The following is a 12646-nucleotide window of genomic DNA, read 5'->3' as shown; positions in this document are numbered from 1 at the left end:
CCCGCGACTCGTGGCCCCTTGGTAGAGGGGGCCACGGGTCGTGGCTCGTCCGGGGGCTGCATGGTCGCTGCGCCGGCGGCGTCGTGCCTGGTCTGGACCGTCCGCCGGGCAGTGTCGGTGGACGTCCCTAGTGTCGGCTTCACAGAGGGTCGCGGGGGCGGCCCGAGGGGGGTCGAGATGAGTCGAGAGCTGGAGCGTCGCTGGGACGACGCGGTGGAAGCGGCCTGGCGGGAGTTCCGCCAACGTCTGGCCGATCGGCTGGCGGAGCTGGCCGAGGACGAGTCCCTGGTCGTCGGGCTGGACGAGGAGACGAAGGACGGTGCGGTGCCGTACTGCCAGGCGCTGGCCGGGCCGGGCGTGCTCCGGGTCGAGGCGGTCAGCAACGAGTACCTCGCCGAGCACCACCAGCTCGACGATGCGCAGGACGTTGCGCTCGTCGACCTGGGGTTCACCCTCCCGCACTGGGACCACACGATGGGTCCGGGGCCGGGGGAGACCAACTACTTCGTCGACCTCGACCAGCGCGAGGCCGACCGCGCCGCGGTGATGATGGTCCGTGCGCTGCGTGAGGTGTACGCCGTCGTGCACCCGGTCTACCTGTCCGCGGGCGGCTTGCTCGACGAGGTCGTCGACGAGCCGCCACGGGTGATTCCGCCGAAGCCTCGGCCCGAGGTGGCCGTCCACCCCGAGGGGCCCGACGAGGTGCGGGCGGCGGTGGACCTGGCGGTGCGCGGACTCCAGGACGAGCGCCCGGAGTGGGACGAGGACGGCGACCTGCCGCTCGACACCACCCGCGGTGTGGTGTGGGTGACGATCGGCGCCCACCTGCCGCGCATCCTCCTGCACGCGCCTCTCGTGGGCGACGTCGTCGACGAGTCGCGTGCCCTGGTCGAGGTCAACCTGCTCAACCAGCGTGAGTTCGGGCTGTCCTTCTCCCTCCGGGACCGACAGATCACCGTCTTCCGCGAGCTGGACGCCTCCGCGCTGGTGCCGGCGCAGCTGCGTCTGGAGATCGAGCGCCTCACCACGCAGGTGGACCGGTGGGCCGGTGACCTCGTCACCCGCGTCGGCGGCAGGTGCATGGACGAGCAGACGCCGCGCCAGCCCGTTGACGTGACGACCCGTCCGCCGGCCCACGGCCGCTTCGCCACGGCGTACGGCGTGATGGTCGAGCTCGAGCGGGGGCAGCGCGGCTCGGTCGGGCCGGCCACGATCGCGCGCATCTTCGACAACGACACCGGCTTGCTGCTCAAGGCGGTCCGCATCAACGAGCAGCGCCGGCGCGAGATGCGCGCGAAGGCACGCGCCGCACGCGATGAGGGACGGGGTCGTGCCGAGCAGGTGGCCCGGGCCCGGCAGGAGTACCTCCGCGAGCTCACGGCGCGGATGCGCGCGGCGTTGCGCCTGATCGTCGACGCGCCCGTCCGCAAGGTGCAGCTCGACCAGATGGCGCTCTTCGACGAGGACGAGTGCGGGACCGGGCGGTGACCAAGCCGATTCGCGCACGCGCGACCCGATCGGATGTGAGGGTGTGCGCATGCCGCGCCTGATCCCGGAGTCGCCGACCTTCCAGACGACCTCGGAGGAGCTCGTGTGGGAGCGGCTGCGCGACAGCCTCGGCCCCGACGACGTTCTGCTCGCCAACCTGCGCCTCACCGACGAGGAGAAGGACGTCGAGGCCGACCTGGTCGTGCTCATGCCCGAGGTCGGGATCCTCGTCCTCGAGGTCAAGGGCGGCAGCGTCCACGTGACGCCCGACGAGGCCGACGGGCACGCTTGGTGGATCCAGCGCCAGGGCGCACATCGCAGGATCAAGCCGGTCGACCAGGTCCGCACCGCCAAGCACGCGCTCAAGCGGTACGTCGAGCAGCACCCCGACGGCGGGCTGGCGAGGCGCGTCGGCTGGGGACATGGCGTCGTCACGCCGTACTCCGCGTTCGGGCCCGACTTCACCGTCCCCGAGCTGCCGCGCTGGGCGTTGCACGACAAGGACGACCTGTCCTCGCTCGCCGACCGGGCCCGGGAGAACGCGTGGGGCCTGCTACACGGCCAACGTCCACCGACGCACGACGACGTCGAGGCCATCGCCGACATCCTCACGGGGCGCTTCGCGGCGCCGTACGACGTCAACGCCGAGTCCGACGACCGCGCGGCCACGTTCGACCGGCTGACCATGGAGCAGGCCACGATCCTGCGAGTGACCCGGCTGCTCCCGCGGGTCGAGGTGCGCGGAGGTGCCGGGAGCGGCAAGACCGTGCTGGCCCTCCAGCAGGCCAAGGAGCTCACCCGCGGTGGCCAGGGCCGCCCTGCGCATCGGGTGGCGCTGCTGTGCTACTCGATCGGGCTCGCCGAGCACCTGAAGCGGCAGGTGGGCACGTGGGACCGCCGCCACCGACCGGCGTTCGTCGGGACGTTCCACGCCTTCGGCCAGCAGTGGGGCGCGGCCGACGGGGATCGCTCCGACAGCCAGTTCTGGGAGGAAAGGCTGCCGGCCGAGATGGCCGCGCTGGCCGCCGCGCTCCCGGAGGGCAAGAAGTACGACGCGGTCATCGTCGACGAGGCCCAGGACTTCGCCGACTCGTGGTGGACTCCTGTTCTGCGCTCCCTACGGGACGAGGAGGAGGGCGGGCTGTTCGTCTACTCCGACGAGAACCAGCGGATCTTCGCGCGGTTCGGACGGCCGCCGGTGGCGCTGGTCCCGTTGGTCCTCGACCACAATCTTCGCAACACCAAGCAGATCCACGAGTCGTTCGGGCCGCTGGCGCCCAGTCGAATGTACTCACGCGGTGGCGACGGGCCGGTCGTGCGCTTCGTGGAGTCGACGCTGGACGACGCGATCGGGGCAGCCGATGACGAGGTCGACCGACTGCTCGACGAGGGCTGGGAGCCGCGCAACATCGCCCTGCTCACGACTGGCCACCGTCACCCGATCCAGCTGGAGCGGACCGCCTTCCACGACCAGGAGGGCTACTGGGGGACGTACTGGGATGACGACGTCTTCTACGGGCACGTCCTCGGGTGCAAGGGCCTCGAGCGGCGCGCGGTCGTGCTGTGCCTCAACGAGGACGGTTCACGAGACCGCGCTCGGGAGCGGCTGTACGTCGGGATGTCGCGGGCGACCGACGTGCTCGTCGTGATCGGCGATCCGGACACCGTGCGCCGGGTCGGTGGTGACGAGGTGGCCCGTCGGTTGGGTGTGTGCTCCACATAGGTCCAGTGTCTTGTCGCGCAGCCAGGATCTGCCACCCGCAGGCGGAGCCCTTCAGGTGCCTCATCCGTGCTGACGCATGCGACTAGCTTCGGCACGAATCAGACTGAGCCACTCTCTGGAGTCTTGTCCGCACGCAGATGGGACAAAGAACGATCCGAGACTGAGGATCGCCGACTCCGTGTCGCGGGAAGTAGGCATCGAAGCAAGAAGGTGGTCGATCTCGGAGGCGAGTTTCGGAGCGAATGCTGGCTCGCCCTCCATGAAGTCCAGCAGGGCCGCCTGGGTATCTGCGTAGTCGTCGCGCCAGTCCTGGTGCAGGTACGCGCCGAGGAACTGCCACAGAGCGGGATAGTCCTTCTGATTCACGGTGACTTCCTCACGGTTGAGGGAACGCTGTATGGATTCGGTAACCCGACTCTGTGAGATCGGACCGCCTCAGGATCAGTCTGACGCCGAAGGCTTCGTGTGCGGTACCTGCCGCATCCACTGATGTTCCGGTCTGACGAGCTAGCAGTGCATCGATACGCAGTTGGCGGCCGCTGCCTGCCAGCCACTCCTCGACTTCCCTTGAGTGGCTTCGCAGCGCCTGGGCAATGACGCGCTCTGCATCAGCGACGCTGGCGAACGTCGAGGCAAAGTCCATGCCCTCCGAACGAGCGCGTTCCATCAGTTCGCTTGTGCTCTTCCCTACGTGCTTGGTGACGATGTGGCCACCCACCGCGTCTTGTCCCGGCAGCGACGTGCGCCATCCACCGGGAAGCCTCATCTCGCCCCGCTCGTCGCGGACCCGCACGCGGGCAAACCGGCCGACCCGGTCCCGAACCACGTGCAGCCCCTCCCGAACGCCACGCAGTCGAGAAGCGGCAGCGGTGCCGGTCGCGCGAAGCCCGACGAGCAGCGCGTGGAACCGCGGTGCCTGCGCGCTGATCCGGGCCAGCGCCGCCGAGCCGGCGGCACCCGCGCCGAGGCCGCCGGTGATCCCGCCGACGATGATGGAGATTGCAGCCCCCTCAACGACCATCTTCCCGATCTCGGCGAGCAGGGCGCGGGTGCGGTCGTGGGTTTCGCGGACGGCGTCGGCGTACTCCTCGCACGCTGTCCCCGTGGCGACGAGTGCCTCGGCCGTGTCGCCGACGAGGGACTTCAGCTCGGCCAGCGCGGCGAGGGCGAGGGGGATCTCGGGGGAGAACTGGTGCTCGAGGAAGGTGGCGGCGATGTCGCAGTGCGCGTCGAGGTCCGCGACCGCAACACCGGCCCGGCGCCAGGTCGTGGCGGCGTCGAGCAGCAGGTCGACGTCCGCCCCCGGCCAGACGAAGCCCTCGACGTGGTCGAGGATCCACATCTCCACCGTGCCCAGCGATACCGGGTTGTCGCCCCGGCAGGACGGCGGCGCCGCGGGCGACACCCGGACGTAGTCGTCCTCGTCGAGCGAGCCGCCGCTGTAGGCCGCCACCGCGGCCGACGCGGCCTCGGCGTCGCGGTGGTTGGCGGCCGACGCGGTGAGCAGCCGACCGAACCCGATGAAGGCATGGGTCAGCTCGGCCAGGGTGTCGAGCGCCTCCCGCGCGCCCTCGTCGTACGACGTCGCGAACTCGGCGCTGGTCGCGTCGTCGCCGGCCATGCCGGCGTACCCACCGAGCTTGCCGGCCAGCGACTCGCACAGCAGCGCGGCGATCTGGTTGCCGGTGCGGCACGCGTCGGCGGCCGAGGTGAAGCCCCCGGTCTCGACGGCGATCCTCATCGGACCTGCTCCCACAGCGAGACGTTCCGCTCAGTCGCGAGGACATAGTTCGACCGCGCGGTGTCACCGATCGAACGCAGTCCCCCCAGGGCAGAGGTCATGTCGGAGAACGAGGTGCGCCACGAGGAATGGGACGTCGTGTGTGCGTCGCTCGCGAGCCCCGTCCACTCCGAGTGCACCGCACCCTGCGCGGCCTCGACGTCCGCGGCCAGCTCCGCCAGGTCGCCGCCGCAGGAGTTCATCGCGGCGATGACCGCCGCCAGCTCGTCGACGTCGACGTCGTACGCGGTCACCCGAGCCTCCGGACGAGGAGGTCATGGGTCTCGGACGACGAGGCATCCGCGAGGGACACGTCGTCCCGGGCCGAGCGCAGGGCGACGGCGCTTCCCGCCAGACCGGCGATCACCCCGTCCGCGCCGTCGCGCCACTCCTCCCACATCGACGCGAACCGGTCGGCGGCGGCGCCGTGCCAGCCCGCGAGGAGGACGTCGACGGACGCCTCGATGTGCGCACGACGGGTCGCCATGTCGCTGACCCGCGCCTCGACGGCGTCGGCGCCGATCGACAGCTGGGCAGGGTCGAGCCTGATGTTCATCGTGCCTCCCGAGGATCACCGGCGGAGCGCCGGACGAGTACGACTGGCATCGACTCTTGCCGCAGCGGAGGCATGGCGGAACCCGTCAGATGTGATCTGTGGACAACCGAGCTCGTCGAGCGCCCCCGCGTTGTCGGAAGCCGGGACGGGGGAGAGTGGCGGCGGGTACGTTGCGGCAGCCATCAACACGCGACACGGGGGACCGCCATGAACGAGAACAACGAGCCGTACACCCAGCCCGCTCAGGGCCAGCCGTGGCTCCCGCAGCAGCCTCAGGGTGCGCCGCCTGTTCCGTACGGCGCGTACGCACCGCCGGCCCCCTACGGTGCGCCCATGCACGGCGCGTCGATCGGCACGGTGCGCAGCACCGGCGCCTGCATCGCCCTCACCATCGTGACGCTCGGGTTCTACTCCCTCTATTGGTACTACCAGACCCACGAGGAGATGAAGCGCCACACGAACACGGGCCTCGGCGGCGGTGTCGCCCTCCTGCTCGCATTCTTCGTCGGCATCGTGATGCCGTTCATCTCGTCCAGCGAGGTGGGTGGGCTCTACGAGCGTCGCGGCATGCGCGCCCCGGTGAGCGCGGTCACGGGTCTGTGGGCGCTCCTGCTCGGCTGGTTCTTCGGGATCGGCCTGATCATCTGGTTCGTCAAGACCAACGGTGCGCTCAACGAGTACTGGCGGTCCCAGGGCGCGCGCTGAGGACGGCGCAAGCGCCGAGATCTAGGATCCGCCGGCCTCGATCGCGGTCAGGTCGGTGACGAGCCGAGCCGCGAACTCGTCGACGGCGGCCACGTGTACCCATCCACCGGGGGCGGCGGTCCGGCCTCAGGCCTGCGACATGTCGAAGACCAGCCGCGCCGGCACCTCGCCGGCGAGTACTTCCTCGAAGCACGCGTTGACGTTCTCGAGCCGGCGACGCTCGGTCACCACCCGGGTCAGCCCGCGGGCGTGGAGGTCGAAGGTCGCGGCCAGGTCGTTGCGGGTGCCGACGAGGGAGCCGATCACCGAGATCCCCTTGAGCACCGTCTCGAAGACCGGCAGCTCGAGCCGGTTGTCGGCCGGCAGCCCGACGATCACCAGCCGGCCGTTGGGGTTGAGGGAGGCGTGCGCCGCTTGCATGGCCGCGGGGGACGGGACGGTCACCAGGGCGATGTCGGCGCCGCCGAGGGCCGCGATCTCCGCCTGCTGGTCGCCGCGACCGTCGATGACGTGGTCGGCGCCGAGGTCCTTGGCGAGCTGCAGCTTCTCGTCGTGCACGTCGACCGCTACGGTCCGCGCGCCGAAGATCCCGGCGTACTGCAGACCGAGGTGGCCCAGGCCGCCGATCCCGACGACCATGACGGTCTCGTCGGGCTGCGGGTGGGTGACCTTGAGGGCCTTGTACGTCGTGACGCCGGCGCACGTCAGCGGCGCGGCGTCGAGGGAGGAGACCCCCGCGGGCACCGGGACGACGTGGCTGGCCCACGCGACGGCGTACTCCGCATAGCTCCCGTCCATCGTGTAGCCCATGTACTGCGGGCTGGTGCAGTACGTCTCCCAGCCGGCGACGCAGTAGCGGCAATGACCGCAGGCCAGGCCCAGCCACGGGAGCGCGACCCGCTGCCCCACCTGCACGGGGAGCTCGCCCTCACCGACCGCCTCGACGATGCCGACCCCCTCATGCCCCGGGATCAGCAGGTCCTTGGGCTTGACCGGCCACTCGCCGCGCGCCGCGTGGATGTCGGTGTGGCACAGCCCGCACGTCTCGATGCGGACCAGCACCTGGCCGGGGCCGGGCGTGGGCACGGGTACGTCGCGGATCTCCAGCGGTGCTCCGAGGGCAGGGACGACGGCAGCCTTCATGATTCCTCCTGGGAACCCAGTGGGTGGGCGGCGCACGATCGGCACCGCGGGCGGACGCGGGGTGTGACCCATCGCGTCCTCACCTCACCCTCGCTGGGGCACGCCCTCGCGGGCAGGGTCCTTGGGGCCCCTCGGCTCGCCGATGGTCCCGACCTCTGGACCCCGAGGGTGTCAGGGGAGGCGTACGCCGCTCAGGCCTGCCGCGCCGCCTTCTTGGCGGCTGCCTCCTCGCGGCGCTCGACGAACCGCGTGGCCTCGCCGTCGAGTGCGGCGACCGCGTGGGCGAGCTCCTCGCGCGCCTTCTCCCCGTCGTCGTCGAGGCCCTCCAGGTCCCAGACGCCCCACTGGCGCAGCAGCGGAGTAACGATCGAGTCGTGATGGATGCGCAGGTCGTAGATCCCGGCCTTGGCCATCTGCACCGCCTTGCGGGAGAAGCCCGGGATGATGCTGCCGGGCATCTCGAAGCCCACGACCTCCTCGGTGATGGCACGCATCGTCTGGCTGGGCGCGAGCTCGAGGGCCGCGGTGACGATGTTGCGGTAGAAGATCATGTGCAGGTTCTCGTCCATGGCGACGCGGGCCAGCAGCTTCTCCGCGATCGGCTCCTCGGTGTAGCGCCCGGTGTTGCGGTGCGACACGCGGGTCGCCAGCTCCTGGAAGGACACGTAGGCGCAGACGTTGAGCACGGACTTCTCCGTGGCTTCGTAGCCCGTCTCCATCGTCTCCATCCGGGCCCGCTCGAGCTCGACGGGATCGACTCCGCGGGTGACGAGCAGGTAGTCGCGGATGCAGAACGCGTGCCGGCCCTCCTCGGCCGTCCACCGGTTGACCCACGTGCCCCAGGCGCTGTCGCTGCCGAAGGCCCGGTCGATCTCGCGGTGGTAGCTGGGCAGGTTGTCCTCGGTCAGCAGGTTGACCTCGAGCGCCGTCCGGGCGATGGGCGACAGCTGTGACTGGGCGACCTCCCACGGGTCCCCACCCAGGTCGGCGAAGTCCCGCCCGAGGCTCCACGGCACGTACTCGTGGGGCATCCACTCGTCCGCGATGCCCATGTGCCGGTTGAGGTTCTCCTCGACCACCGGCTCGAGCTCGGCCAGCAGCTGGGTGCTCTCGAGTGCAGCCATGGTCCATCTCCTCGTCGGGGGACGTGGGGCCGACGCCCTCACGGTCCCTGCCTACACCTCCGGCGAGCTGGTGACCAGAGGCAGCGACGTACGCCGCTCGGTGTCGAGGCCGCGCACGATCTCGGCATCCCGGTCCCGGCTCCGGCTGAGGTCCTTCACGCCGAGCTCGCGAGCCCGACGTCGTCTTGCGGCATCGGCCGGATAGCACCCCGGGTGCCGAGGTGGACGACCTCGCAGGCCACGCCCGCCGTGCGGCAGGCGGCGTACAGGTGGGCCGCCCAGGCGCGGTCCGTCTCGGTGATCACGTCGACCCCCGGTCGGGACCGGAGGAACGCGAACCGGGCGCCGGGTGCGACCTCGAGGTCGAGCATCCTCAGGATGTCGACGAACCCGCCGGTGTCCTCGATGGGCGGGGGCTCGTCCGCCTCGGTGATCTGGCTCAGGTGGGGGAGCGGGTGATCATCGAGGATGAGCATCATCCAGACGGAGTGACCGCCGTAGGACCACGGCCCCATCAGGTGCTGCCAGGCGTCGCAGAGGTCGGACTGGGTGCGGATCGTCAGGTCGAAGGTCTTCTTGGTCATGGCGTCGAGGGTGACCCGCCGTCGCGACCGACGCGAACGGTCATCCACAGGCACGGATCGCCGTCAACGCTGTCCACAGATCGCATCAGCGGTCTTGTGAGGGGTCGGTCGCAAGGCGTTGGCTCGAGGCATGTCTCGGAACACGCCCTCGCCCGGCTACCAGCGCGGCCCCCGCATCGCCGACCACATGACCGACGACCTGGTGGCCTGCGTCGATCAGTCGAGTACCGCCGAGCGCTGCGGCGACGCCCTCGCCGCGCTCGAGTGGCACCAGGCCGTGCCGATGTTCCTTCGGGGTCGGCACCGCACGCTCTTGCAGCGGCTGGTCGACGTCGGCGACGACCTGCCGCCCTGGGTGGGCGTGCGCTGGATCGTCTACCAGGCGCAGCGGTGCGAGGACCCCGGCTCGGYGACCTTCGAGATCCAGCGCCGGGTGCTGCAGTACGCCGCCGAGACGATCCACGTCGACCTGCTGGAGGACTGCTTCCACAACGGTGGGGACCCCATCAAGGTCGTGGCCCGCGTCGCGGCCGAGTCGTGGATGTGCCAGCAGCTCTTCACTCACGAGTTCGGGGGACTCGTCTCCTACGTCGGCGAATTCGTGACCGGCCGACTCGCCGAGCATGCCGACCTGGCGAGGACGTGGGCGTCGGCTCCTCTGGGCGGATTCCGCATCGGCGAGAGTCTTCCCGGCGGTCGCCTGCGGGTGTACGACGCGGCGTCGCTGTCGTCGGTCGACGTGCTCGACCTGGGCGCGAGGTCCAGCGCGGGGCCCGAGGGGTGGGTGCTGGGTCGGCTGGTACCGAGCGGGGTGGACGACCACCTGATGTTCGATGCCCCGCCGCTGTCCGTGTCGGAGCGGATCGCCACCGAGGTGGCGGCGGCGCCCGAGGGTTCCTGGGCCCCGGTGACCTCGGCCCTCGAGGAGGGGCGGCTGTTGCCGGGTCACTTCCTGCGCGAGGACTACGAGCTGACCACCGACGTGCAGGAGCTCGACCTGCTCGCCTTCGGCACGAGGCCGCCGGACCTGGAGCGGGTGATGGGGCAGCTGCGCGAGGGGCGTGACGAGGTCGGCCGTGCGGCCTACCGGATCCTCGTGCGGGCGGCGGAGGGGACGGTCGGGCAGGAGGACGCCGCCTTCGTGGCGGCGGCGGCCCTCAACGCGCACGCGCACGCCGAGGCTCTCAACCACCTGTCGTCCAGCGCGCCGCATGTGTGGTTGCGGTGGGCCGACCTGGTGCCCGAGCCCGGGCGGTCCCGGTTGCTGGCCCTGGCGCGGGCCGCAGCGGCGGCGGCGTGAAGGGATGGCTGCTCGACCGGGAGTGTGTAGCCTGTGTGTATGGCCCGCCTCAACGTCTACGTCCCGGACGAGCTGGCCGCGCGCAGCCGGGAGGCGGGGCTCAACGTGTCGGCCCTGACCCAGCAGGCGATCGCCGCCGCGCTGGCGGCGGGTCAGACCGATGCCTGGCTGGCGTCGCTCGGACGTGGGGCGACGGCGCCCGTGACGACAGGCGACGTCCTCGCGGCCCTCGACGACGTACGCGATGACCTCGGTGCCGTCGGCTGACAGCTGGGTCGTCGACGCCTCGGTGCTCGTCGACCTGGTCATCCGGGGTGAGACATGGCGGACCAGTGCCGAGGCCCTCGCCGGACGCCAGCTCCACGCGCCCGCCCACGTCGATGTCGAGGTCACGTCCGCCCTCGCCCGGCTGCATCGCGCGTCCCTCATCTCCAAGGCGGCCGCGCGCAAGGCGCTCACCGCCTTCGGCGAGGCTCCGCTCACCCGGCACGAGCTGCCGGCTCTCGTCCCGGGTGCGTGGAGGAGGTCGTCGGGGCTCCGGGTTGCGGACGCGTTCTACGTCGAGCTGGCCAGCATCCTCGGCACCCAGGTGCTCACCCTCGACGCGCGGCTCGCGCGGGCCACGTCCCTCGCCGTGCTCCCCACTGACGGCCGGGACTGAGGCACCACCGTCGACCACGCTCAGCGACGTGCATCACTGGTTGCTCCGCCAGATGTCGGTGGCCCGTGCTTCGCTCGGGCCTCGGGGTCGACCACTGTCAGGAGAGTGACGATGACCATGCAGCCGGACCACGACCGACTCGATCGACAACCGTTCTGGACGGTCCAGTCGGTGTTCGACCCCGACGGCGAGGGGGGCGACTTCGCCTACACGATCGGCTTGCACTCCCGCGGTCTCCCCGAGCTCCACGTCTGGGCGCGACCCGACAGTGGCGAGGACCCGGGCGGGGACTGGATGCTCAGTCCRCACGATCGGACCCACCTCCTCAATGCACTGGCCTGGCGGCTCCTCGACGGCGAGCTCACGGTGGGCAGCACGTGGAGCGAGCAGTACGACGCGGGGGTGGCGATCGCCGACTTCGAGCTGTGCCCACCTGGCGACCGGGAGCAGCTGGAGGCTCTGGGGATCGACCCAGCGGCCGAGGTGCTGCCCGTCTCGTGGTCCCTCACACGTGCTCCTGAGGGCTCGTTGGCGCCGCTCACGTCCACCGCGCAGGACCAGGCAGTGGCTGATCTCCGCGACCTCGTCGCCGACCTGGTCACCACGTCCGATCGGACCGGACCTTTCCTGTGGACGCCTCCCGCGGTCCCGAACTTCGACCCCCAGCAGGTCTTCGGCCCGCTCACGGCGCTGGTCCGGGCACGAGGCGCGCAGCTGGTCGGGGCCAGCGTCACGCAGCTCAACCGACTCCTGCGACATGCGGTCTCGGTCGAGATCGGCGGCGGCAGTCTCACTTTCCCCGTCTCACTCGCGGCCGCGTCTGCGCGTCCGGTCGGGCGCACGCGTGCGCTCGCGGAGCTGCGGGCCGCTGTCGATGAGCTCGTGCGGTGYGTCACCGACCAGCGAGTGGACCGCTGGCACGAAGTGGTGGAGTCGCTCATGGGGCCCGACGCCTCGGAGCCGCGCCAGGCCGCGTCGGTGGCTCGCCTGCTGCGCGACGTGGTGCTGGCGTCACTCTCCGTCGAGGCCGTGGCCGACGTGATCCCGCACGAGTGGTTGGTGGCGGGACGCGGCCCGTGGGTGACCGCGTTCGGCGGCGTCGGTGAGCTGCCGGGGCCGGACTGGGCGGCATCGCCGGTCGTGCTGGATGCCGTGACCACCCTCTTGGGCCAGCTCGACGCGCAACAACTCGCGACCGTCGTCGCCGAGCACGTTCTCTCGAGAGGCGGCCACGTGGCGGGGCGCGACGCCTACCCCGATCTCGTCGCCAAGCTGGAAGGGTGGGTCCTTGTCGGCTCTGCCGGGTGTCCGTGGCGGGGGACGCTGGACACGTTGCTCGCGTGGGAGCCGCTGCTCCGAGAGAGCGGCGGCCCTGGACGGTCGGTAGAGATCGCCCCGCTCGTGGAGCTCCAGGAGTGGGCCAGTTGTCTCACGGCCGCGCTCACGCACCGGCAACGGTTGTCGGCCTCGGAGGTCAGCACGTTCGTCCGACCCTTCGCGGGCCTGCTTCCGGGGCTCGACCGGCTCCTCGACGAGCCGCTGGTCAGGGCGTCGTGAGCCCGTGCGTGCCTAGGCTGGCGCC

General features: G+C 71.0%; 14 protein-coding genes. 7 read left to right on the top strand and 7 right to left on the bottom strand.

The annotated features are described in order from the left end of the window. Window positions 1-177: 177 nt before the first annotated feature. Window positions 178-1488 carry a type III secretion system chaperone gene (locus tag AC1DQF_RS00475; protein ID WP_477523233.1) on the top strand — a complete coding sequence of 437 codons (1311 nt, stop codon included), beginning with the start codon at window positions 178-180 and terminating at the stop codon, window positions 1486-1488. Window positions 1489-1537: 49 nt separating this feature from the next. Beyond that, window positions 1538-3211, top strand: a complete 1674-nt coding sequence (locus AC1DQF_RS00470; protein WP_477523232.1) for a nuclease-related domain-containing DEAD/DEAH box helicase — start codon at window positions 1538-1540, stop codon at window positions 3209-3211. A 60-nt stretch (window positions 3212-3271) separates the two neighbouring features. On the opposite strand, the gene AC1DQF_RS00465 is transcribed toward AC1DQF_RS00470, so the two are convergent. The 4 genes from AC1DQF_RS00465 to AC1DQF_RS00450 are packed head-to-tail and all read right to left on the bottom strand — an operon-like array spanning window position 3272 to window position 5547. After that, window positions 3272-3577, bottom strand: coding sequence for a contact-dependent growth inhibition system immunity protein (locus tag AC1DQF_RS00465; protein ID WP_477523231.1), 306 nt, complete (start codon window positions 3575-3577; stop codon window positions 3272-3274). 10 nt (window positions 3578-3587) lie between these two features. Beyond that, on the bottom strand, window positions 3588-4952 hold the full coding sequence (locus tag AC1DQF_RS00460) for an RNase A-like domain-containing protein (protein WP_477523230.1): 1365 nt from the start codon (window positions 4950-4952) through the stop codon (window positions 3588-3590). Further along, a complete protein-coding gene (locus AC1DQF_RS00455; RefSeq protein WP_477523229.1) occupies window positions 4949-5245 on the bottom strand; it encodes a WXG100 family type VII secretion target in 297 nt (98 codons plus the stop codon). The genes AC1DQF_RS00460 and AC1DQF_RS00455 overlap by 4 nt, the downstream gene beginning before the upstream one ends. Further along, window positions 5242-5547 (bottom strand): WXG100 family type VII secretion target, encoded by a 306-nt coding sequence (locus tag AC1DQF_RS00450; protein ID WP_477523228.1) that lies wholly within the window; start codon window positions 5545-5547, stop codon window positions 5242-5244. The genes AC1DQF_RS00455 and AC1DQF_RS00450 overlap by 4 nt, the downstream gene beginning before the upstream one ends. A gap of 207 nt (window positions 5548-5754) precedes the next feature. On the opposite strand from AC1DQF_RS00450, the gene AC1DQF_RS00445 reads away from it, so the two are divergent. Next, the gene (locus tag AC1DQF_RS00445; protein WP_477523227.1) at window positions 5755-6252 is read left to right on the top strand and encodes a DUF4234 domain-containing protein; all 498 of its coding nucleotides are present in this window, start codon (window positions 5755-5757) and stop codon (window positions 6250-6252) included. A 126-nt stretch (window positions 6253-6378) separates the two neighbouring features. Here the strand turns inward: AC1DQF_RS00445 and AC1DQF_RS00440 are convergent, their stop codons facing one another. The 3 genes from AC1DQF_RS00440 to AC1DQF_RS00430 all read right to left on the bottom strand — a co-directional run bounded on the left by AC1DQF_RS00440 (window position 6379) and on the right by AC1DQF_RS00430 (window position 9103). Continuing rightward, window positions 6379-7395 (bottom strand): zinc-dependent alcohol dehydrogenase, encoded by a 1017-nt coding sequence (locus AC1DQF_RS00440; protein ID WP_477523226.1) that lies wholly within the window; start codon window positions 7393-7395, stop codon window positions 6379-6381. 191 nt (window positions 7396-7586) lie between these two features. Then, complete coding sequence (locus tag AC1DQF_RS00435) at window positions 7587-8519, bottom strand: acyl-ACP desaturase (RefSeq protein ID WP_477523225.1); 933 nt, start codon at window positions 8517-8519, stop codon at window positions 7587-7589. 155 nt (window positions 8520-8674) lie between these two features. Beyond that, entirely contained in the window at window positions 8675-9103 is a 429-nt protein-coding gene (locus AC1DQF_RS00430) for a hypothetical protein (RefSeq protein WP_477523224.1), read from the bottom strand. A 130-nt stretch (window positions 9104-9233) separates the two neighbouring features. Here AC1DQF_RS00430 and AC1DQF_RS00425 point away from each other — a divergent pair, with 130 nt between their 5' ends. The 4 genes from AC1DQF_RS00425 to AC1DQF_RS00410 all read left to right on the top strand — a co-directional run bounded on the left by AC1DQF_RS00425 (window position 9234) and on the right by AC1DQF_RS00410 (window position 12621). Further along, window positions 9234-10403, top strand: coding sequence for a hypothetical protein (locus AC1DQF_RS00425; RefSeq protein WP_477523223.1), 1170 nt, complete (start codon window positions 9234-9236; stop codon window positions 10401-10403). Window positions 10404-10442: 39 nt separating this feature from the next. Then, on the top strand, window positions 10443-10670 hold the full coding sequence (locus tag AC1DQF_RS00420; protein ID WP_477523222.1) for a type II toxin-antitoxin system CcdA family antitoxin: 228 nt from the start codon (window positions 10443-10445) through the stop codon (window positions 10668-10670). Continuing rightward, window positions 10648-11064, top strand: coding sequence for a type II toxin-antitoxin system VapC family toxin (locus tag AC1DQF_RS00415; protein WP_477523221.1), 417 nt, complete (start codon window positions 10648-10650; stop codon window positions 11062-11064). The genes AC1DQF_RS00420 and AC1DQF_RS00415 overlap by 23 nt, the downstream gene beginning before the upstream one ends. 111 nt (window positions 11065-11175) lie before the next feature. After that, window positions 11176-12621 (top strand): hypothetical protein, encoded by a 1446-nt coding sequence (locus AC1DQF_RS00410; RefSeq protein WP_477523220.1) that lies wholly within the window; start codon window positions 11176-11178, stop codon window positions 12619-12621. Window positions 12622-12646: the final 25 nt, after the last annotated feature.

The organism is Nocardioides sp. P4_G4, assembly GCF_056401085.1.
Note: the sequence above shows the minus strand (reverse complement) of the source record. Positions and strands in the feature narration are given on the sequence as shown.